Source organism: Vibrio sp. V31_P5A7T61, from assembly GCF_009904895.1.
In the GTDB taxonomy this organism is placed as follows: Bacteria; Pseudomonadota; Gammaproteobacteria; order Enterobacterales; family Vibrionaceae; genus Vibrio; species Vibrio metschnikovii.
Map to the genome: position 1 here is coordinate 54,468 of NZ_WXWI01000060.1, position 22,287 is coordinate 76,754.

Sequence of the window (22,287 nt, forward strand, 5' to 3'; positions counted from 1 at the left end):
CTTCGGCCGCTTTTTTACGTTTTTCACTCTTCATACCCATCACTTTTTATCCCTATTCACTTGGTTGACTCTCCGAACACTTGTGGATAAGTATGTCTTTATACGGTGATTAACCTATAGTTATTCTTTTTAAACTGAAGATCTTTTTTATGCCTGTGCATAAAACCTTTTTTTGATCCCAGCTAATACGCGATTTGATCAGTGTCTGAACACATGATCTGATCGCTAACATGATCATGATCTTGTTGATCATTTCCCGCTTATCCACAGAGATCATCTTGCGTAATAATAGATCTAATAAAAGATCTCTCTATAGATCTTTCTTTATATTATTAAATAACGCGTGAAGTAAAAAACTCGAAAAGCGATTTTCTCTGCTTAGGAAAGAAGGTAGAATACGTCTCTTTTGTTTATCCCTATCTCAATAAATACCTGAGGTCGTTCATGCTTTATCACGAAACATTTGACGTCATTGTGGTTGGTGGCGGTCACGCAGGAACGGAAGCCGCACTCGCAGCCGCTCGTACAGGACAGCGTACGTTACTTCTGACTCATAATATCGATACTTTAGGCCAGATGTCCTGCAATCCCGCGATCGGCGGAATTGGTAAAGGCCACTTAGTCAAAGAAGTGGATGCGATGGGTGGTTTAATGGCACAAGCCATTGACCATGCAGGTATTCAATTTAGAACTTTAAATGCTTCTAAAGGTCCAGCGGTTCGTGCGACTCGAGCTCAGGCAGATCGTGCACTTTATAAAGCTTATGTTCGTCATGCATTAGAAAATACGCCGAATTTAACCCTGTTTCAGCAGGCAGCCGACGACTTGATCGTTGAACAAGATCATGTGCGTGGTGTTGTCACGCAAATGGGCCTTAAGTTTCACGCTAAATCGGTGGTATTGACGGTAGGGACTTTCCTTGGTGGCAAGATCCATATAGGATTAGAAAACTTTTCAGGCGGTCGAGCTGGGGATCCTCCTTCGATCGCTTTGGCTCATCGTTTACGTGAACTGCCATTCCGTGTCGATCGTTTAAAAACGGGTACTCCGCCACGAATTGATGCACGTAGTGTTGATTTCTCCCAGCTAGAAGCACAACACGGCGATAATCCAACGCCAGTTTTTTCATTCATGGGCAAGCGTGAGCAACATCCACGTCAAATTCCTTGTTTTATTACCCACACCAATGAAAAAACCCATGATGTGATTCGTAATAACTTGGATCGTAGCCCGATGTATGCCGGAGTTATCGAAGGGATTGGTCCGCGTTATTGCCCATCCATTGAAGATAAAGTGATGCGCTTTGCAGATAAGAACAGCCACCAAATTTTTATTGAGCCTGAAGGACTAACAACAACCGAGCTTTACCCTAATGGTATCTCGACCAGTTTGCCGTTTGATGTCCAAGTACAAATTGTGCGCTCGATGCAGGGCTTCGAAAATGCGCATATTGTTCGACCTGGTTATGCGATTGAATATGACTTCTTTGACCCAAGAGATCTAAAACAGACTTACGAGACCAAGTTTATTAACGGCTTGTTCTTTGCTGGGCAAATCAATGGTACCACCGGCTATGAAGAAGCGGCCGCTCAAGGCTTGATGGCAGGTTTGAATGCCAGCTTGTATAGCCAAGATAAAGAAGGTTGGAGCCCGCGCCGCGATCAAGCTTATATGGGCGTATTGATCGATGATCTTTCAACCATGGGCACCAAAGAACCTTATCGTATGTTCACTTCTCGCGCTGAATACCGTTTGTTGCTGCGCGAAGATAACGCCGATCTCCGTCTCACAGAAAAAGCTTATCAACTGGGTTTAGTTTGTGAACAACGTTGGGCTCGTTTTAATCAAAAAGTCGAGCATATGCAGCAAGAACGCCAGCGTTTAAAAGAAACCTGGATTAATCCAACGTCTACAGATGCTGAGGCGTTGAACGCATTATTGAAAACCCCTATTTCGCGAGAAGCCAATGGGGAAGATTTGTTGCGTCGTCCAGAAATGAGCTATCAACAGGTGACGTCTATCGCGACGTTTTCTCCAGCGATTGAAGATAGTGAAGCGGCGGAACAAGTTGAGATTCAAGTTAAATACGAAGGTTATATTCAGCGTCAGCGAGATGAAATAGAAAAATCATTGCGCTATGAGCATACCAAATTGCCAGCAGATTTAGATTATAAGCAAGTCAAAGGCTTATCGAATGAAGTTGTACTTAAATTAAACGCGGCGAAGCCAGAAACATTAGGGATTGCATCGCGTATATCAGGGATAACTCCTGCCGCTATCTCGATTTTATTAGTACACCTGAAAAAGCAAGGTCTCTTGAAAAAAGGAGAGGCTGCGTAATGAACCCATTACGAAGTAAACTCGATGCATTGATTGCACAAACGGATTTGGTCGTTTCCGATCAGCAGCGTGAGCAACTGGTCGGTTACGTAGAGTTACTCAATAAGTGGAATAAAGCGTATAATCTAACTTCTGTACGCGATCCACAGGAAATGTTGGTTAAGCATATTCTCGATAGTATTGTGGTCAGCCCCTATTTACAGGGGCAACGCTTTATTGATGTAGGTACGGGGCCTGGATTGCCGGGGATTCCTTTGGCGATCATGAACCCAGATAGACAGTTTGTGTTACTCGATAGCTTAGGCAAGCGGATCCGATTTATTAAGCAAGTTTTGCATGAGCTGAGAATCGATAATGTCACCGCACTGCAAAGTCGAGTAGAAGAGTTTAAGCCAGAGCACGGTTTTGATGGCGTACTCAGTCGTGCCTTTGCTTCCATGTTAGATATGGTAGAGTGGTGTCATCACTTACCTTGTGCTAAACAGGGGGTGTTTTTAGCCTTAAAGGGGCAACGTCCGCAAGAAGAGCTAAACTCTCTTCCTGAATGGTGCAGTGTGATCGACATCAAAGCTTTGAAAGTTCCGGAGTTGGAAGGTGAGCGTCATCTTGTAATCTTATCGCGCAAGGGATAATAGCGAGGCATACCGTGGGCAAAATCGTAGCGATCGCCAACCAGAAAGGTGGCGTAGGTAAAACAACAACGTGCATTAATTTAGCGGCTTCAATGGCGGCCACAAAACGTAAAGTTTTGGTGGTGGATCTTGACCCGCAAGGCAACGCAACGATGGCCAGTGGCGTGGATAAATACCAAGTCGATGCCACCGCTTATGAATTACTTGTCGAAGAAGCGCCATTTGAACAAGTGGTGTGTAGAAAAACGTCGGGTTACTATGATTTGATTGCCGCGAATGGCGATGTCACCGCGGCCGAAATTAAGCTGATGGAAGTGTTTGCTCGAGAAGTACGTTTGAAAAATGCGTTGGCATTAGTTCGCGATAACTATGATTTCATCTTTATTGATTGCCCCCCTTCTTTAAACCTACTTACAATCAATGCGATGGCTGCCGCCGATTCGGTGTTGGTGCCCATGCAGTGTGAGTATTTTGCGTTAGAAGGGTTAACGGCTTTGATGGACACCATCAGTAAACTTGCCGCCGTCGTCAATGAGAATCTAAAGATCGAAGGATTATTACGAACCATGTATGATCCACGCAATCGACTCGCAAATGAAGTGTCTGATCAGCTGAAAAAACATTTTGGCAATAAAGTGTATCGCACGGTTATTCCACGTAACGTTCGGCTCGCTGAAGCCCCAAGTCATGGTAAACCAGCCATGTATTATGATAAGCATTCCGCGGGTTCTAAAGCTTACCTCGCTTTAGCGGGCGAAATGCTGCGTCGCGAAGAAATCCCTGCATAATACCGAAAAGGAACGCTCTGAGATGTCGAAACGTGGTTTAGGAAAAGGCTTAGATGCTTTACTGGCAACCAGCTCTATGGCGAGGGAAAAGCAACAAACCGCTTCACACAGCCAAGCGATGTCAACCGATGGTGAGTTAATCGAGTTATCGATTACTAGCCTGAAACCAGGCATTTATCAGCCTCGTAAGGATATGTCATCAGAAGCACTGGAAGAGCTTGCTCTTTCTATTCAGTCACAAGGCATTATTCAACCCATCGTGGTTAGGCCGCTTGAGTTTGGTGGTTTTGAGATCATCGCGGGTGAGCGCCGTTGGCGTGCCGCTAAGCAGGCGGGTTTAAAACAAGTGCCTTGCTTGATCAAGCGGGTCGATGATCGTGCCGCGATCGCGATGGCGTTGATCGAAAATATCCAGCGTGAAGATCTGAATGCGATCGAAGAAGCTCAGGCACTAGAACGATTACAAGATGAATTTAAGTTAACCCATCAGCAAGTGGCGGATGTGATCGGCAAATCGCGCACCACAGTAAGTAACTTACTGCGTTTAAATCAGTTGGATGATGCCGTTAAGCGTCTCGTTGAAAGTAAACAACTGGAAATGGGTCATGCTCGTAGCCTACTGGTGTTACCTGTAGATCAACAGCAGCCTTGTGCACAAGTAATGGTCGACAAGCAACTAACGGTACGTCAGGCTGAATCTTTAGTTAAACGTTGGTCTAGTGAGGCTCCTGCGGCTCCAGTTTCACCCGTCTTGGCTACGGAGGTTGAGCAGCAGTTATCTGCACTGGCTGAGCGATTACAAAAAAAGATGGCGGTAAAGTTACAAGTCAATGGCAAAGGACGTTTAACCATTGATTTTACAAATCAAGAACAATTGATCGAGCTATTGAAACAATTAGATACGATTGCATCATAAAAATCGGTCATAGAATATATTTTCTGCGGCTTGGCTCACCCGCTTTCAGTTGAGTTTTTACGATACCTATATATAATTTCGAAGCTTTTTTCACCGAGTTGCAATGTTTTATTAACGTACTGTAACTTGGCGAATAATACAGAAAACAGGTGCTTTTGATGTTTATAGCAACACAGAGTCAGCAAGCTAAGGCGGCATTTCGAGTTGTTCACCTTCAGCTGGTTTTTTTGTTGCTGATCGGAGGCGTGACGTATATGTACTGGGGACCCGATGAAGCGCGTTTTATCTTAAAAGGTGGAGCGATTGCCCTCATCGGTAACTATGTCTATACACTGTTTGCCTTTCTCCCAAAACCAGATGCTGACGGTACGGTTATGCTCGGGTTTATTATGATGGGGTGGGCTTTAAAGCTGGTGTTAACCGTAATCATGTTTGTGCTGATTTTTAATCTCACTGATGTGCATCACCCTGGTGCCATGATGTCAGGTTATAAACTGACAATATTGGTCTTCTGGTTTGCACCTTTACTACTTACCGCAAAAAATGGGAACCACCATGGCTGATACTCCGAAGGAATATATTCAGCACCACCTCACAAGCGCTCAAGTTTGTTTGGTTGATGGCAACATCACCACAAACTATGGCTGTGCGGATGCTGGGTTTTGGACGTTAAACTGGGATGCATTATTGGTTTCAGTGGGTCTAGGCGTGCTGTTTTTGTGGTTGTTTTATCGTGTTGGGAAAAATGCAACCACGGGAGTTCCTGGTAAATGGCAATGCTTTGTTGAAATGCTCATTGAGCAAGTTGACGGCTTAGTCAAAGGAACTTTTCATGGCAAGGATAAGTTGGTCGCACCATTGGCATTAACCATTTTCGTCTGGATATTCCTGATGAATTTGATGGATTTAATACCAGTGGATTATGTCCCTACAGCAATGACATTGGCAGGTGTTGATTATTTTAAAGTTCTCCCTACGGTTAACTTGAATATAACCTTGGCGATGGCTATTGGGGTCATGATATTGGTAATTGCTTACTACATCAAATACCAAGGATTTAAGGGGTTTGTTAAGGCATTTACCCTACATCCAATTAACCATTGGGCGTTGATTCCTTTCAACTTAGTTCTTGAGACGGTGTCTTTTTTGGCAAAACCGGTATCCCTTTCGCTACGTCTGTACGGTAACATGTACGCAGGTGAGCTGATCTTTGTTTTGATCGCAATCACTTACGGTGCTGGTTTCGTACTTGGTGGCTTAGGCGTTGTCGCGCATGTCATTTGGGCCATCTTCCATATTTTGGTTATTACTCTGCAAGCCTTTATTTTTATGATGTTGACGATAGTTTATCTCAGCATGGCAAGTAATGACTCTCATTAAACTCTTAATTTAAACAACCCAAGAAAACTGGAGACTTTTATTATGGAAACTTATTTCGTTGTTGCTCTACTACTAGGCATGTGTGCTTTAGCTACCGGTATTGGTTTTGCTATCCTCGGTGGTAAATTCCTTGAATCGGTTGCTCGTCAACCAGAGATGGCCCCTGTACTACAAACTAACATGTTTATTATTGCTGGTCTGCTTGATGCGGTACCTATGATTGGTGTTGGTATCTCTATGTACATGTTGTTTGCATAACTAGTCCTTTTTGTGTCACCCAAACGCACAGATGATTGGGTAAACAGAAGCAAAATAAAGGAGAGTTAGTGTGAATATCAATGCAACTCTGTTGGGCCAAACTATAGCGTTTTTACTCTTTGTTTGGTTCTGCATGAAGTATGTATGGCCTCCTTTGATGAGTGCCATAGAAGAGCGTCAGAAAACGATCGCTGACGGTTTAGCTTCTGCTGAGCGTGCTGATAAAGCCCTTAATCTGGCTAAAAGCAATGCTGCAGACCAGCTTAAAATTGCTAAAAAAGAAGCGCTAGTCATTATTGAGCAGGCAAATAAACGCAAAGCTCAAATTTTAGACGAAGCTCGTCAAGAGGCAGCGCACGAGCGTGAGCATATCTTGGCTCAAGGCCAAGCAGAACTAGAAGCGCAAATTTTGCGTGCTCGTAATGAGCTGCAAAAAGAAGTGTCTACTCTTGCTTTACTTGCTGCTGAGAAGATTGTTCAACGAACTGTCGATAAGGCAGCTAACCAAGACATACTTGATAGTATTTCTGCGAAGCTATAAAGGAGTGCATTTGTATGTCGGATTTGACAACGATTGCTCGTCCATACGCTAAGGCTGCATTCAGTTACGCCAGTGAACACAGTATGGTTGAACAGTGGTCAGCTATGCTTAAATTGGCAAAAACAATGTCGTTGGTGCCTGAATTATCATCGGCCGCTTTTAGTTTACAATCACAACAATTGTTGCAGGTGTATGCTGATGTAGCGGGTGAGCAGTTTGATCAACCCATGCTGAATTTTTTATTGGTGTTGATGGAAAATCGTCGCATAGCGGCGCTCGGTGATATATGTCAGCAGTTTCAAAAGTTAGCTACTGAATCTTCTGGTACTAAGGAAGTTGAGGTAGTGAGCTCTTATCAGTTAAGCGATGAACAGGTTGAAACTTTAACCAGTAACTTAGAAAAACGCTATGACTGTAAAGTAAAGCTGAATTGCCAAATTGACAGCAATCTTATTGGCGGAGCCGTTATTCGAGTAGAGGATAATATCCTTGATAGCTCGTTACTGGGTCGTATTAATCGTCTGAAAGACGTGATGAAGTCTTAATTAGGGGAATTGGAGCAATGCAACTTAATTCCACGGAAATCAGCGAAATCATCAGAAAGCGAATTGAAGGTTTCAACGTTATTTCTGATGCTCGTAATGAAGGTACTATCGTATCAGTAAGCGATGGTATCATCCGTATTCACGGCCTAGCGGACGTGATGCAAGGTGAAATGATTGAACTGCCGGGCGGCAATTTTGCTCTCGCACTTAACCTCGAACGTGATTCGGTAGGTGCTGTTGTCATGGGCCCTTACACTGATCTCAGTGAGGGTATGAAAGTGACCAGTACTGGGCGTATTCTTGAAGTCCCAGTGGGCCCTGAGCTTTTGGGTCGAGTGGTGAACACATTAGGTGTGCCAATTGATGGTAAAGGTCCGATTGACGCAAAATTAACTTCTCCAGTAGAAGTGATTGCCCCTGGGGTTATTGATCGTAAATCGGTCGATCAGCCTGTACAAACGGGTTATAAATCTGTTGATGCGATGATTCCTATCGGTCGAGGTCAGCGTGAGCTGATTATCGGTGACCGTCAGACGGGTAAAACCGCTTTGGCGATTGATGCGATCATTAACCAGAAAGATTCAGGTATCTATTCTATCTACGTAGCGATTGGCCAAAAAGCGTCAACCATTGCTAACGTTGTACGTAAACTGGAAGAGCATGGTGCATTGAAAAACACCATCGTTGTGGTTGCTTCTGCTTCTGAATCAGCAGCACTACAATATCTAGCGCCTTATTCTGGCTGTGCCATGGGTGAATACTTCCGTGACCGTGGTGAAGATGCACTGATTGTTTATGATGATTTATCAAAGCAAGCGGTGGCGTATCGTCAAATCTCGCTATTGTTGCGTCGTCCACCGGGTCGTGAAGCTTTCCCTGGTGACGTTTTTTACCTCCACTCTCGTCTCTTAGAGCGTGCGGCTCGTGTGAGTGAAGTGTATGTAGAACGTTTCACTAACGGTGAAGTGAAAGGTAAAACCGGTTCTTTAACGGCATTACCGATCATTGAAACCCAAGCCGGTGACGTTTCTGCTTTCGTACCAACCAACGTAATTTCGATTACCGATGGTCAGATCTTCCTACAAACTGAGTTATTTAATGCTGGGGTTCGTCCTGCGGTTGATCCAGGTATCTCTGTTTCTCGGGTAGGTGGTGCTGCACAGACAAAAATCATCAAAAAGCTCTCTGGTGGTATCCGTACTGCTCTAGCGGCTTATCGTGAACTTGCAGCATTTGCTCAGTTTGCTTCTGATCTGGATGAGGCGACGAAACGTCAGCTGAACCATGGTCAAAAAGTGACTGAATTGATGAAGCAAAAGCAATATGCACCAATGTCAGTTTTTGATCAGGCGTTGGTTATTTTTGCTGCTGAGCGCGGTTACTTAAGCGATGTCGAATTGAATAAAGTGTTGGATTTTGAATCGGCACTACTGTCGTATGCTCATTCTCAATATGCCGATTTAAAAACGGAAATTGACAAGACGGGTGCTTACAACGATGAAATTGAAGCTAAGTTGAAAAAGTTAGTGGAAGATTTTAAAGCAACTCAGACTTGGTAATTACAAGCCACATTGTAATTAACGGAGAGTAACGATGGCCAATACAAAAGAGATTCGCAGTAAGATTGGGAGTGTCAAAAGCACTCAAAAAATTACTAAAGCAATGGAAATGGTTGCGGCTTCTAAAATGCGTCGAACTCAAGATGCGATGGAAGGGCCTCGTCCATATTCAAAAACAATTCGTAAAGTCATTGGTCATTTAGCAAACGGTACTTTGGAGTTTAAACATCCTTACTTAGAGGAACGTGAAGCTAAACGTGTTGGGTATATCGTCGTATCCACCGATCGCGGTTTGTGTGGTGGTTTAAACATTAATATGTTTAAAAAAGCTATCGCGCATATGAATGAATATTCTAGCCGTGGCAGTGCGATTGAAATCGCGATGATTGGAAGTAAAGGTAGTTCTTATTTCCGAGGCATAGGGGCAAAAATTGTCGCTCAGAAAACCGGTATTGGTGATGAGCCACAATTAGATGATTTGATCGGTACTATCAGTGTTATGTTGACCAAGTACAAAGAAGGTGAAATCGATCGTTTGTTTCTTGTGTACAACGAGTTTGTTAACTCGATGACTCAACAGCCAAAGACAGAACAATTATTACCTTTGCCAAAAGCACAAGAAGATGATTTAGATCGCAAGCATGCTTGGAGTTACATGTTTGAGTCTGATCAGAACAAACTACTGAATACCTTGATGACTCGACATGTAGAATCACAAGTATATCAATCCGTAGTGGAAAACTTGGCGTGTGAAATGTCTGCCCGAATGGTTGCGATGAGAGCAGCATCGGATAACGCAGGTAATCTGATTGATGATTTACAACTGGTGTATAACAAGGCTCGCCAAGCAGCCATCACCCAAGAATTGTCAGAGATTGTTAGCGGCGCAGCAGCGGTTTAACAAAGGTAATTAACAGACTAGAGGATTAACGATGGCTACAGGTAAGATCGTACAGATCATCGGTGCGGTAGTCGACGTAGAGTTTCCACAGAGCTCAGTGCCTAGCGTTTATGATGCACTTAACGTTCAAGACTCAAAAGAGCGTCTTGTTCTTGAGGTTCAACAACAGTTAGGCGGTGGTATCATTCGCTGTATTGTAATGGGCAGCTCAGATGGTTTACGTCGTGGAATGACAGTTGAAAATACTGGCGGTCCAATATCAGTACCAGTAGGGGTTAAAACCCTTGGTCGTATCATGAACGTACTCGGTGATGCGATTGACGAGCGCGGAGAAATTGGTGCAGAAGAGACTTACTCTATTCACCGTTTAGCGCCAAGCTATGAAGAGCAATCTAACTCGACAGAGCTACTTGAAACTGGTGTAAAAGTAATTGATTTGATTTGTCCGTTTGCTAAAGGCGGTAAAATCGGTCTCTTTGGTGGTGCTGGTGTAGGTAAGACCGTTAACATGATGGAGCTTATCAATAACATCGCACTACAACACTCAGGCCTTTCTGTATTTGCTGGGGTGGGAGAGCGTACTCGTGAGGGTAACGACTTCTACCACGAAATGCAGGAAGCGGGTGTTGTTAACATCGAAAAGCCAGAAGAATCAAAAGTAGCGATGGTTTATGGCCAGATGAACGAGCCACCAGGTAACCGTCTACGTGTTGCTTTGACTGGCTTGACCATGGCGGAGAAATTCCGTGATGAAGGCCGTGACGTATTGCTGTTTATCGATAACATTTATCGTTATACCCTTGCGGGAACAGAGGTATCGGCACTGCTTGGTCGTATGCCTTCTGCGGTAGGTTATCAACCAACGCTTGCTGAAGAGATGGGTGTACTGCAAGAGCGTATCACATCAACGAAGACGGGTTCTATCACTTCAGTACAAGCGGTTTATGTACCTGCGGATGACTTAACTGACCCGTCACCAGCGACGACGTTTGCTCACTTGGATGCAACGGTAGTACTTAACCGTAACATCGCGGCAATGGGTCTTTACCCTGCGATTGACCCGCTTGATTCAACGTCTCGTCAGTTGGATCCATTGGTGGTTGGCCAAGAGCATTACGATGTCGCTCGTGGTGTTCAGTCAACGCTACAGCGCTATAAAGAACTTAAAGATATCATTGCGATTTTGGGTATGGACGAGTTGTCTGAATCTGATAAGCAAGTGGTTGCTCGCGCGCGTAAGATTGAGCGTTTCTTAACTCAGCCTTATCACGTAGCGGAAGTCTTTACTGGTGACCCAGGTGTTTACGTATCGCTGAAAGAGACGTTGCGTGGCTTTAAAGGTTTATTAGCTGGCGATTATGATGACATTCCAGAGCAAGCGTTCATGTACTGCGGTACGATTGACGATGCACTTGAGAATGCCAAGAAGCTATAACGCTCAAATCTCCAAGGAGGCTTTATGACAGCATCAGTAACCTTTAACTTAGATGTAGTCAGTGCTGAAAAGCGGATTTTTTCCGGTTGGGCGCGGTCTATTCAAGTCTCGGGTGAAAGCGGAGATTTAGGCGTTTTAGCAGGACACGTCCCTTTACTGACTTACATCAGACCGGGGATGGTGCGTATTGTAACCATAAAAGGTAAAGAAGAAATTATTTACCTTTCTGGTGGCATACTCGAAGTTCAACCGAATGATGTAACGATTTTAGCAGATACTGCGATTCGTGCTGAAGAGCTTGATGAAGCAAAAGCGGCTGAAGCGAAACGCTCAGCAGAAGAGTTGCTAAATGACAATCATGGTGATGTGAACTTTGCGCAGGCATCGAGTGAACTGGCTAAAGCGATTGCTCAGTTACGAGTCATTGATCTAATAAGAAAGCGTCGCTGATCTCTTTTCAGTACGTAATCATAAAAGGCGACCTTCTGGTCGCCTTTTTGTTGGTTTTTTATCAAAAACTTGCACTAGAAAATTAACACGTCTCGTGTTACCCGCTAAAATGCGAGCCATATTTTATATAACGTCATAGGTATCCGATGAAATTTAGCGCTGTGATCCTTGCTGCAGGCAAAGGCACCCGTATGCACTCCCATATTCCTAAAGTGCTGCACACTTTGGCAGGAAAACCCATGGTCAAACATGTGATTAGCACCTGCCATAATCTTGGAGCACACAATATCCATTTGGTTTATGGGCATGGTGGAGAGCAAATGCAACACGTTCTGGCCGATGAGCCCGTTAACTGGGTTTTGCAAGCAGAGCAACTCGGCACTGGACACGCGGTGGATCAGGCGTCGGATCAGTTTAGAGACGATGAAAAAATCTTAGTTTTGTATGGCGATGTTCCGTTGATCTCGGAACAAACCATAGAAAGCTTACTTGAAGCTCAACCAACAGGTGGTATTGCGCTGTTGACGGTGGTTCTCGATAACCCAACGGGCTATGGACGTATTGTCCGTAAGAATGGCCCAGTGGTGGCGATTGTTGAACAGAAAGATGCCAGCGAAGAGCAAAAACAAATTAAAGAGATCAACACGGGTGTTATGGTTGCCACCGGTGGAGATTTAAAACGCTGGTTAAAAGGGCTTAATAAGAATAACGCTCAGGGTGAGTATTATTTAACGGATGTGATTGCCGCTGCTCATGATGAAGGGCGTGCGGTTGAAGCGGTGCATCCAGTCAGTTCAATTGAAGTGGAAGGTGTCAATGATCGCATTCAACTTGCTCGTTTAGAGCGTGCTTTCCAAGCTCGCCAAGCTAATAAGTTGCTTGAGCAAGGCGTGATGTTGCGCGATCCTGCACGATTTGATCTGCGCGGTGAGTTGCAATGTGGGGTTGATGTCGAAATTGATGTTAATGTCGTGATCGAAGGTCAGGTATCGATAGGCAATAACGTTGTGATTGGTGCCGGTTCAATCCTTATTGATTGTGAGATTGATGATAATACAGTAATTCGTCCCTATAGCATTATTGAAGGGGCAACGGTCGGTGAAGATTGTACCGTCGGTCCATTCAGTCGTTTACGCCCCGGCGCTGAACTGCGTGATGATGCCCATGTCGGTAACTTTGTCGAGATGAAAAATGCTCGCTTGGGTGAAGGCTCAAAGGCCAATCATCTTACTTACCTAGGGGATGCCGAGGTTGGGCAGCGGGTTAATATTGGGGCAGGGGTAATTACTTGTAATTACGATGGGGCTAATAAACATAAAACGATTATTGGCAATGACGTATTTATCGGTTCAGATAGCCAATTGATTGCACCGGTTACGATAGCGGATGGGGCAACGGTTGGTGCGGGAACCACGCTGACTAAGCCTGTGGCCGCTGGTGAGTTAGTGATTACTCGCGCTAAAGAAAAGAAAATTTCTGGGTGGTCACGGCCTGTGAAAAAATAAACCGCGTTCTAAACACCATCGCCCGCATCATGCGGGCGATGGTGTTTTTGCACTTCGTTTACGTCGCTATTTATCGCGCACAACGCGAGAGTTATCCGGTGTGGTAAACTGTTGGCTTAAGTGTCGGTTAGCAATGATGTATCCGACCCAAAGACCAAACATACAAATAATAATTGCGACGCCAGTAACCACTTGAGCTTGACTTGCTAATGTAGCGACTAAAGCGCTAGCTAAACTTGCGGCACAAATTTGCAGGCTATTTTGCATACCCGCGGCAGTAGCTGGGCTATGTTTTGCGCTCGATAGTGCACGATTAACTACTATTGGGTAAAGTGCACCATTCGCTACAGCGATCAAACAGAAAGGCGCTAAGATTGGCCAAATAGAGGTGAGTGTCCACTGCGATGCAACAAATATCAGTACCGATGATAAGGTAAATAGGGCGAGTAGTTGCTTAAGGACTTTCTCATCCCCATATTTGTTGACCGATTTTTTACCAATATAACCCCCAACCATGAACGCGATAGTTTGTGGGATAAAGCTCATCCCAATGTCTTTGGCTTCATAACCTAGCTGTGCCATGATTTCTGGCATTCCGGTTAGATAGGCAAAAAAAGCCGCAGAAGCACAAGCAAACATCATCACATTACCGATATAAGCCCGACTTTGGAAAAGATATTTGATATCTTCGGCAATCGATGTTGTTTTCGGATCACCTTTGACGTTGTCTTGTAAACCCGTACAGATGACCAGAGCAATCCCCATCAGAGTGAGCGTAAAGAAAATACTATGCCAGCCGAAGGTATTGGCGAGCAGCACTCCCAATTGTGGTGCTAGCGCAGGGGATAATGCGACTAGTGGCATTATCGTTGCAAAAAGTTGTTGGCTAACTTGACTCGGGTAACGCTTAATCACCATCGCTTGCCAAATAACCGCTGGTGCACAAACCCCAATCGCTTGGACAAAACGTAAACTCAGCAATTGCCATACTTCTTCGCTATAAGCTAAGCCGCAAGAAGCAATGGTAAAAATCACCAGTCCGACAATTAAGGTATTACGATGTCCAAACTTATCGGAGGCTAAGCCCCATAAAAGTTGACCGATCGCCATCCCCATTAAAAATACCGTCAAAGACAGCGCGATCTGCTCTGGACCTGTCGCAAAATCATGTTCCATGATTTTAAAGGCAGGTAAATACATATCGGTAGCAATAAAGCCGAGCATCGATAGCGCTGATAAGTAAAACAGTTGTAAAGGTGAGACTTTCATTTTTATTCCTATCAAAAAAATTAATTCATTTTTTCTTGTTGTTTGCTATTGATAGCTATGTTCTCTATGGTTATTTATTGTATTGATTATTTTGTATTAAATGAAACGCGAAATTTATTGGTTATCGTTCAAAAAAATTGATTGGTGGGTTGGCTATGTTCTCTAAATCATCTCTGGAAATGCTTGATACCGTTGCCAGATTAGGCAGTTTTACTGCGGCAGCAGAGGTCTTGCATAAAGTTCCCTCGGCGATCAGCTATGGGGTTCGTCAAGTCGAAACGGAGTTGGGGGTGATTTTATTTCGTCGTTTACCGCGAAAAGTGGAATTAACCAGTGCTGGTGAGCTTTTTATGGTCGAAGCTCGCCATTTGTTGCGGCAAATGGAAGAGATTAAATCTCAAACCAGAAGAGCAGCACACGGATGGCAAAAAACCCTTAAATTGACGCTAGATAATGTCGTCAAGCTTGATTGCATCAAACCTATGGTTGAGAACTTTTATCAAACGTTTGAATTTGCCGAGCTACAAATCAATATGGAAGTGTTTAATGGATCGTGGGAGGCGATTTCTCAAGGCCGGGCAGATATTGTGATTGGGGCGACCTCCGCAATACCTGTTGGTGGGGATTTTGAAGTGCGCGATATGGGATTATTAGATTGGGTGTTCGTGCTATCCCCAGATCATCCTTGTGCAGATGTCGATATGTTAACTGAAGAACTGGTGAGCCAATATCCTGCGATTTGTTTGGATGATACTTCCAGTCTATTACCTAAGCGTCATACAGGGCATTATCCAAAGCAGCGACGTCTTTTACTACCCAATTGGTATAGTGCGAAGGAGTGTTTAAAAAAAGGATTAGGGGTAGGTTTTATGCCCAGTCATATGGCTCAACCTTTGCTGTCTTCTGGTCAGTTAATTGCTAAAGATCTCCCTGATAATAAGCCATTAAGTCAATGTTGCTTAGTGTGGCGTAAAGATGAGAACCATCAATTAATTGAATGGATGGTAGATTATTTAGGTGATAGTGAGCAGTTACATCGCGATTGGTTAAAAACTGACGCTTAAAAAAGAAGAGCCAGTGATTAAACTGGCTCTTCAAACATAAATCAACGTGTTATGGACGTTCAAAAATCGTTGCTATACCTTGACCTAGGCCAATACACATCGTAGCCAGACCATATTTAGCATCTTTCTCTTCCATGAGGTTGATCAATGTCGTCGAAATACGGGTTCCTGAACAGCCTAAAGGATGGCCTAAAGCAATCGCACCACCGTTTAAGTTGACTTTCTCATCGACTAAATCCATCAAACCAAGATCTTTTGCACAAGGCAGAGATTGAGCGGCAAAGGCTTCATTTAACTCGACGAGATCGATATCAGCCATTGTTAGCCCAGCGCGTTGCAGCGCTTTTTTGGTCGCGGGTACTGGTCCATAACCCATAATCGATGGGTCGCAACCGGCAATCGCCATTGATTTTACTTTAGCGCGAATGGTCAGTCCTAAAGCTTTAGCTTTGGCTTCACTCATGATCAGCATAGCCGATGCGCCATCAGAAAGAGCAGATGAAGAGCCAGCAGTCACAGTTCCATTGGCGGGATCAAAAACTGGACGCAGTTCTGCTAAACCTTCAACCGTCGTTTCTGGGCGGATGACTTCATCATAATCTAGCGTAAATAAGGTTCCATCTGCGCTATGACCTTCGGTTGGTAAAATCTCATTTTTAAAACGGCCTTCGACGGTTGCGGCTTGAGCGCGTTGATGAGAACGAGCCGCGAAAGCATCTTGTTGCTCACGGCTTATGCCATGCAGCTTGCCAAGCATTTCTGCGGTTAAGCCCATCATACCGGCGGCTTTGGCTACGTTCTTTGATAAACCAGGGTGGAAGTCAACACCATGATTCATCGGTACATGACCCATATGCTCAACACCACCAACCAAACAGATCTCCGCATCACCAACCATAATTGCTCGTGCTGCGTCGTGTAAAGCTTGCATCGATGAACCGCATAAACGGTTGACGGTAACCGCGCCAATATCTATCGGTAGGCCAGCAAGTAAGGCGGCATTACGAGCGACATTAAACCCTTGTTCTAAGGTTTGTTGTACACAGCCCCAATAAATGTCTTCGATCTCTTGCGGATTGACTTGTGGGTTGCGAGCCAATATTCCCTTCATCAGATGAGCCGAGAGATCTTCAGCGCGCTGGTGGCGAAATGCTCCGCCTTTCGAACGTCCCATTGGCGTACGAAGGCAATCAACAATCACTACAGTATTCATTTTGTTATTCCTTTTCCAAATCACTGTTTATAAAGAAGCCGGAGCAGGGATGGGGTAAAAGCGCTGCCCTTTTTCTGCCATATCCAGTAACAGTTGTGGTAGGTGATACATCGCGCCTAAATGCTGATGCTGTCTGGCCATCGCAATGTATTGCTCTAAACCGATGGTATCGAGGTAGCGGAAAACCCCACCACGGAATGGAGGGAATCCTAAACCGTAGACCAAGGCCATATCGGCTTCTTGAGGAGAAGCAATAATTCCCTCTTCTAGACATAGCACGACTTCGTTGATCATCGGAATCATCATTCGTTCAATGATCGTTTGAGCTTCAAAAGGCTGTGGGTTGGCACAGACGTCAGCAAGAAGAGGTAAAATTTCATCCGAGAAGTTTTTCTTCGGTTTGCCTTTTTTATCTATCGAATAGCGATAGAAGCCATGACCATTTTTTTGGCCATATTTATTGGCTTCATAAAGAACATCGATCGCATCGCGGCCTTGTTTACCCATTCGTTCAGGAAAACCTTCTGCCATGACCGCTTGTGCGTGATGGGCGGTATCAAGACCAACCACGTCGAGTAAATACGCGGGTCCCATTGGCCAGCCAAACTGACGTTCCATAACTTTATCGATTTGGGTGAAATCAGCACCATCACGTAATAGCAAGCTGAAACCACCGAAGTAAGGGAACAGAACACGGTTAACGAAAAAGCCCGGACAATCATTAACGACAATTGGCGATTTACCCATTTTGGCCGCATAAGCGACAACGCGATTAATGGTATCGTCAGAGGTTTTCTCGCCACGAATGATCTCAACTAATGGCATACGATGCACAGGATTAAAAAAGTGCATACCACAGAAGTTTTCTGGGCGTTTCAGTGATTTGGCGAGCAAATTAATCGGAATAGTTGACGTATTGGACGTAATGATCGTGTTATCCGAAACTTGGCTTTCAACTTCACTCAATACCGCTGCTTTAACTTTAGGATTTTCGACTACTGCTTCAACAATCACATCGGCCTGTTCTATACCCGCATAATGTAAGCTTGGGGTGATGGAAGCAAGAATGCCCGCCATTTTTAAGCCATCAATTTTACCGCGTTCTAGTTGCTTATTGAGTAGTTTAGAAGCCTCGGTCATGCCTAGGTCGAGTGAAGGCTGAGCGATATCTTTCATCAAGACTGGCACACCTTTACTGGCAGATTGGTAAGCGATACCGCCTCCCATAATGCCGGCACCCAATACAGCTGCACGTTGGGTGTCTTGGCTGGCTGATTTAGCCGATTGTTTCGCTAATCCTTTAATGTGTTGATCATTTAAAAAGAGACCCACTAACGCTTGAGCTTCGGTTGATTTCGCCAATTTGATGAAGTGCTGACGTTCAATATCCAGTGCTTCATCGCGTGAGCTACGCGCGGCTTGTTCAATGGTGACTACTGCGGTCATTGGCGCGGGATAATGTTTACCAGCGACTTGAGCAACAACACCTTTTGCCATGGTAAAGCTCATCATGCTTTCCATTTTGCTTAAGGTTAACGGTGACGTTTTTTGTTGGCGTCGTCCTACCCAGTCAATTTTCTCATTAATCGCTTGAGTGATGGTATTGAGTGCGGATTCAAGTAGCTTATCGCTGTCGACAATCGCATCAAGTAAGCCTAACTTAAGCGCTTCCTCAGCTCGGCAGGCTTTACCTTGAGTGATGATTTCCATTGCGCTATCGGCGCCAATTAAGCGAGGTAGACGGACGGTTCCACCAAATCCGGGCATGATCCCGAGCTTAGTTTCTGGTAGTCCAATACTGGTTGTCTTATCGCCGATTCTAAAGTCAGTAGCAAGTACACACTCACAGCCACCACCTAAAGTGAAACCTGTTAAGGCAGATAAGGTTGGGACTGGTAGGTCTTCTAATTTGTTAAAGATAGTGTTAGCAAACACTAACCACTGATCAAGCTCAGCATCAGGCATCGCAAATAAACCTAAAAACTCAGTAATATCAGCACCGACGATAAAAGCAGGTTTATTTGAAGTCAGGATCAGTCCTTTTAATCCAGAGTGCTGGTGTAAAGCATCTAGAGCTTCATTAAGTGCGGTAAGGGTTGCTAGATCAAGTTTATTGACGGATTCAGGAGAGCAAAAGTTCAGCTCTACGATACCATCTTGCAATTCCTTTACCTGTAGGGTTTTGGCTTGGTAAATCATTGTCTATCTCCGTGACATACAATCCGGCGATTGCGTGTGAGAGTGTTGTGGTATTAATGTTCTGGTTTGACCAGTTTTTTCAGTTTGAACGGGAGATAGATTAATTTCAATACATTTTTTAAACAAGTGTTTAACATTGTGCGCTTGTTACCAATCCGAGCCGACTTTTGTTACGTTCGTGATACACTAAGTCACCTTTTTACGATCGACTATTGAGTTATGAACGTTCAGTCTTATCCTATTCCAGCAGAGGCCTGCTTGTTTGAGGAAGAGATAAAAAAAAGCCGCTTTCTTACTTATCTTACTCATACCTCTGGAGTTGAAGAAGCTAAGGCATTTATTGCTTCTATTAAGCAACAGCATCCCGATGCGCGACATCATTGCTCAGCATTTATCGCAGGACGGCCTGAAAACTCAACGTTATGGGGCTTTAGTGATGATGGTGAACCTTCTGGTACGGCGGGTAAGCCGATGCTTGCACAATTATCAGGTTCTGGAATTGGAGAAATTACCGCTGTCGTCACACGTTATTATGGTGGCATTTTGCTTGGTACAGGAGGGTTAGTAAAAGCCTACGGTGGCGGGGTACAGCAAGCGCTTAAGCAGCTTCAAATAAATGAGAAAAAAATCACCACAAAAGTATTGCTAACGTTAGACTATAGTTTTATTGCCTTAGCTCAATCGATCATGAATGAGTATGAAGCCAAACAGGTTGAAGCTCAGTACCATGATAATGTGCAGATTATCATGGAGTTACCTTGGGGTAACCTGAATGATTTTACACAAAATATTATTAACAAGAGTGGTGCTAAAATTCTTGTTACTCACATAGAACATACTTAGGAAGTCAGAAGCAGAGCTTCGTCATTTTTTATGCAATTTCGTTCAATTATTCGAATCGTCGGGCTATTGCTCGCTTTGTTTAGTGTGTCTATGCTGATACCGGCTTCTGTTGCCTTAATCTATGGTGATGGTGCTGGGGTGCCTTTTGTCTCTACTTTTTTCGTGCTTTTTATTTTAGGGGGCTTGCTATGGCTGCCTAATCGCCACCATCGCCATGAGTTAAAAGCACGAGATGGATTTTTGATTGTTGTTTTATTCTGGACCGTTATTGGTAGTGCTGGAGCACTGCCGTTTTTATTAGCGGACAACCCAAATGTGTCTGTAACCGATGCCTTTTTTGAATCGTTCTCTGCCTTAACGACCACGGGAGCAACGGTGATTGTTGGCCTTGACGATTTGCCTAAAGCGATTCTTTTTTATCGTCAGTTTTTACAATGGTTTGGTGGAATGGGGATCATCGTTCTCGCTGTGGCTATCTTACCAGTGTTGGGGATTGGGGGAATGCAGCTCTATCGTGCAGAAATTCCTGGCCCAGTTAAAGACAATAAAGTTACCCCCCGAATTGCAGAAACGGCGAAAGCCTTATGGTATATCTATTTAAGCCTAACTATTGCTTGCGCGGCCGCTTATTGGTTTGCTGGTATGACGCTGTTTGATGCAATATGTCATAGTTTCTCAACCATTGCGATTGGTGGTTTTTCAACCCATGATGTGAGTATCGGATACTTTGACAGTTATGCGATTAATCTGATCACCGTAATTTTCTTACTCATTTCTGCTTGTAACTTTACTCTTCACTATGCCGCCTTTGCTACAGGAGGCGTTCATCCTAAATATTATTGGGCTGATAGGGAGTTTCGAGCTTTTATCCTGATTCAAGTGATTTTATTTATCATCTGTTTTCTGGTCATTCTTAAGCATCATAGTTATGACTCGCTATACCATGCTTTTGATCAAACGCTGTTTCAAACGGTTTCTATATCCACTACCGCTGGCTTTACGACGACGGGTTTTTCTGAGTGGCCGCTCTTTTTACCGGTTTTATTATTATTTTCTTCTTTTATCGGTGGCTGCGCTGGTTCGACAGGCGGCGGGATGAAAGTGATCCGAGTGTTCTTATTAACATTACAAGGTGCACGTGAAATGAAGCGTTTGGTGCACCCAAGGGCTATTTATCCGATCAAGTTAGGTGATAGCGCTCTACCACAACGGGTTGTTGATGCCGTTTGGGGTTTTTTTTCTGCGTACGCTTTAGTATTTGTGGTCTGTATGTTGGCGTTAATCTTTACTGGAATCGATGAATTAACCGCCTTTTCTGCGGTAGCCGCGACGTTAAATAATCTTGGTCCAGGACTTGGCGAGGTTGCGTCTCATTTTGCGGATATTAACGATGCGGCTAAATGGATTCTGATCGTATCTATGCTATTTGGTCGACTAGAGATATTCACATTACTTATTTTACTCACGCCTACTTTTTGGCGTAGCTAAGGGGATTTCGTGAAAATATTGATGTTATATTCGTCCCGTGAAGGACAAACTAAGAAAATCATCCAGTTTATCGCTAATAAGCTTGTTGGTAGTCAATGTGAGATTCAGGACTTACAACACTACACTGCAGAAGACTTATCAACTTACGATAAAGTTCTTATTGGCGCATCCATTCGTTATGGTCGATTGAATCCTCAGCTTTATTCATTCATAGCAGCGAACCAGAGTTATTTACAGCAAAACAAGTGCGCTTTTTTTTGCGTTAATCTTACGGCTCGCAAAGAACAACAAGGTAAAGATACTCCTGAAGGGAGTGTTTATATTCAAACCTTCTTAAAAAAATCGCCTTGGAAGCCGAGTTTGATCGGTGTTTTTGCTGGTGCTTTATATTATCCGCGTTATGGTCTGTTCGATAAGATGATGATTCGCTTTATTATGAGTTTAACTGGTGGAGAAACGGATACTACGAAAGAGGTGGAGTACACAAATTGGCAAAAGGTGACTAATTTCGCTAATCAGTTTAATCAGATGTAACGAAATATGGTTGGTTTTGTTCTGTTTGCTTTGTTTTTGTACGCTTGTTTATTGATTGGCAAAAAAGTTCAAAAAAGTGCTTGCCAATGTGATGTTGATCTCTATAATGCCGCCTCGCTGACAAGGTAAAGCTTAAATTATTAAGCCAGTCAGTAAGTTGTTTTAAAAAGGTTTTTACCTTGAAAAGATAAATGAAAAAAGTGTTTGACACGAAAGTTTATCTCGCTAAAATAGCTGCCTCTTCCGAGTTGACTAAGTTAACCAGGAAGCGTTCTTTAACAATTTAAACCAATCAATCTGTGTGGGCACTCGTTGATGATAATCAAAATGCTTAGCAATAAGCACTTCGGTTTCAATGAACTGAGTGACCAAATTGATAGGGCTTTTAGCACTATCGGCACAGTCAATTCATTATCGTTCTGTTGGA

The 22,287-nt window shown here is 43.9% G+C and carries 21 protein-coding genes; 18 read left to right on the forward strand and 3 right to left on the reverse strand.

Features of this window, described 5'->3' with window-relative positions; all coding sequences use genetic code 11:
* The first annotated feature begins 444 nt into the window (after positions 1–444).
* The 14 genes from mnmG (at position 445) to glmU (ending at position 13,250) form a co-directional block, all read left to right on the forward strand.
* On the forward strand, positions 445–2,340 hold the full coding sequence (gene mnmG, locus CAG58_RS14130) for a tRNA uridine-5-carboxymethylaminomethyl(34) synthesis enzyme MnmG (RefSeq protein WP_158137553.1): 1,896 nt from the start codon (positions 445–447) through the stop codon (positions 2,338–2,340).
* Positions 2,340–2,972, forward strand: a complete 633-nt coding sequence (rsmG, locus tag CAG58_RS14135; protein ID WP_154169703.1) for a 16S rRNA (guanine(527)-N(7))-methyltransferase RsmG — start codon at positions 2,340–2,342, stop codon at positions 2,970–2,972. Before mnmG ends, rsmG begins: the two co-directional genes overlap by 1 nt.
* Before the next feature lie 14 nt (positions 2,973–2,986).
* A complete protein-coding gene (locus tag CAG58_RS14140; protein WP_004397540.1) occupies positions 2,987–3,760 on the forward strand; it encodes a ParA family protein in 774 nt (257 codons plus the stop codon).
* 22 nt (positions 3,761–3,782) lie between these two features.
* Positions 3,783–4,676 (forward strand): ParB/RepB/Spo0J family partition protein, encoded by an 894-nt coding sequence (locus CAG58_RS14145; RefSeq protein ID WP_158137551.1) that lies wholly within the window; start codon positions 3,783–3,785, stop codon positions 4,674–4,676.
* A gap of 158 nt (positions 4,677–4,834) precedes the next feature.
* Positions 4,835–5,239, forward strand: a complete 405-nt coding sequence (locus tag CAG58_RS14150; protein WP_161425460.1) for an ATP synthase subunit I — start codon at positions 4,835–4,837, stop codon at positions 5,237–5,239.
* Positions 5,232–6,056 carry a F0F1 ATP synthase subunit A gene (gene atpB / locus CAG58_RS14155; RefSeq protein WP_161425459.1) on the forward strand — a complete coding sequence of 275 codons (825 nt, stop codon included), beginning with the start codon at positions 5,232–5,234 and terminating at the stop codon, positions 6,054–6,056. The genes CAG58_RS14150 and atpB overlap by 8 nt, the downstream gene beginning before the upstream one ends.
* A gap of 27 nt (positions 6,057–6,083) precedes the next feature.
* Entirely contained in the window at positions 6,084–6,314 is a 231-nt protein-coding gene (gene atpE, locus CAG58_RS14160; RefSeq protein ID WP_443084099.1) for a F0F1 ATP synthase subunit C, read from the forward strand.
* Between the two features lie 70 nt (positions 6,315–6,384).
* Entirely contained in the window at positions 6,385–6,855 is a 471-nt protein-coding gene (gene atpF, locus CAG58_RS14165; RefSeq protein ID WP_161425458.1) for a F0F1 ATP synthase subunit B, read from the forward strand.
* A 14-nt stretch (positions 6,856–6,869) separates the two neighbouring features.
* Positions 6,870–7,400: a F0F1 ATP synthase subunit delta gene (locus CAG58_RS14170; protein WP_161425457.1), complete on the forward strand. Its 531-nt coding sequence runs from the start codon at positions 6,870–6,872 to the stop codon at positions 7,398–7,400.
* A 17-nt stretch (positions 7,401–7,417) separates the two neighbouring features.
* Positions 7,418–8,959 (forward strand): F0F1 ATP synthase subunit alpha, encoded by a 1,542-nt coding sequence (atpA, locus tag CAG58_RS14175; protein WP_161425456.1) that lies wholly within the window; start codon positions 7,418–7,420, stop codon positions 8,957–8,959.
* A 34-nt stretch (positions 8,960–8,993) separates the two neighbouring features.
* Entirely contained in the window at positions 8,994–9,860 is an 867-nt protein-coding gene (gene atpG, locus CAG58_RS14180; RefSeq protein WP_161425455.1) for a F0F1 ATP synthase subunit gamma, read from the forward strand.
* 31 nt (positions 9,861–9,891) lie between these two features.
* Positions 9,892–11,295, forward strand: a complete 1,404-nt coding sequence (gene atpD, locus CAG58_RS14185) for a F0F1 ATP synthase subunit beta (protein ID WP_154169713.1) — start codon at positions 9,892–9,894, stop codon at positions 11,293–11,295.
* Between the two features lie 24 nt (positions 11,296–11,319).
* Positions 11,320–11,745, forward strand: a complete 426-nt coding sequence (locus tag CAG58_RS14190; RefSeq protein WP_040905769.1) for a F0F1 ATP synthase subunit epsilon — start codon at positions 11,320–11,322, stop codon at positions 11,743–11,745.
* 146 nt (positions 11,746–11,891) lie between these two features.
* A complete protein-coding gene (glmU, locus tag CAG58_RS14195; RefSeq protein ID WP_040905767.1) occupies positions 11,892–13,250 on the forward strand; it encodes a bifunctional UDP-N-acetylglucosamine diphosphorylase/glucosamine-1-phosphate N-acetyltransferase GlmU in 1,359 nt (452 codons plus the stop codon).
* 66 nt (positions 13,251–13,316) lie between these two features.
* Here glmU and punC read toward each other — a convergent pair whose 3' ends face one another.
* Complete coding sequence (punC, locus tag CAG58_RS14200; protein WP_004397528.1) at positions 13,317–14,519, reverse strand: purine nucleoside transporter PunC; 1,203 nt, start codon at positions 14,517–14,519, stop codon at positions 13,317–13,319.
* Between the two features lie 155 nt (positions 14,520–14,674).
* On the opposite strand from punC, the gene punR reads away from it, so the two are divergent.
* Positions 14,675–15,583 (forward strand): DNA-binding transcriptional activator PunR, encoded by a 909-nt coding sequence (gene punR / locus CAG58_RS14205; protein ID WP_154169719.1) that lies wholly within the window; start codon positions 14,675–14,677, stop codon positions 15,581–15,583.
* 49 nt (positions 15,584–15,632) lie between these two features.
* Here the strand turns inward: punR and fadA are convergent, their stop codons facing one another.
* A complete protein-coding gene (gene fadA, locus CAG58_RS14210; RefSeq protein ID WP_154169721.1) occupies positions 15,633–16,796 on the reverse strand; it encodes an acetyl-CoA C-acyltransferase FadA in 1,164 nt (387 codons plus the stop codon).
* A gap of 27 nt (positions 16,797–16,823) precedes the next feature.
* Complete coding sequence (gene fadB / locus CAG58_RS14215; RefSeq protein WP_161425454.1) at positions 16,824–18,995, reverse strand: fatty acid oxidation complex subunit alpha FadB; 2,172 nt, start codon at positions 18,993–18,995, stop codon at positions 16,824–16,826.
* Between the two features lie 219 nt (positions 18,996–19,214).
* Here fadB and CAG58_RS14220 point away from each other — a divergent pair, with 219 nt between their 5' ends.
* From CAG58_RS14220 to hemG, 3 genes are read left to right on the forward strand one after another with little or no spacing between them, the layout of a single operon-like run.
* Entirely contained in the window at positions 19,215–19,838 is a 624-nt protein-coding gene (locus CAG58_RS14220) for a YigZ family protein (RefSeq protein ID WP_004397524.1), read from the forward strand.
* Positions 19,839–19,868: 30 nt separating this feature from the next.
* Positions 19,869–21,326 carry a TrkH family potassium uptake protein gene (locus tag CAG58_RS14225; protein WP_161426179.1) on the forward strand — a complete coding sequence of 486 codons (1,458 nt, stop codon included), beginning with the start codon at positions 19,869–19,871 and terminating at the stop codon, positions 21,324–21,326.
* 21 nt (positions 21,327–21,347) lie between these two features.
* Positions 21,348–21,860 carry a menaquinone-dependent protoporphyrinogen IX dehydrogenase gene (hemG, locus tag CAG58_RS14230; RefSeq protein WP_154170722.1) on the forward strand — a complete coding sequence of 171 codons (513 nt, stop codon included), beginning with the start codon at positions 21,348–21,350 and terminating at the stop codon, positions 21,858–21,860.
* Positions 21,861–22,287: the final 427 nt, after the last annotated feature.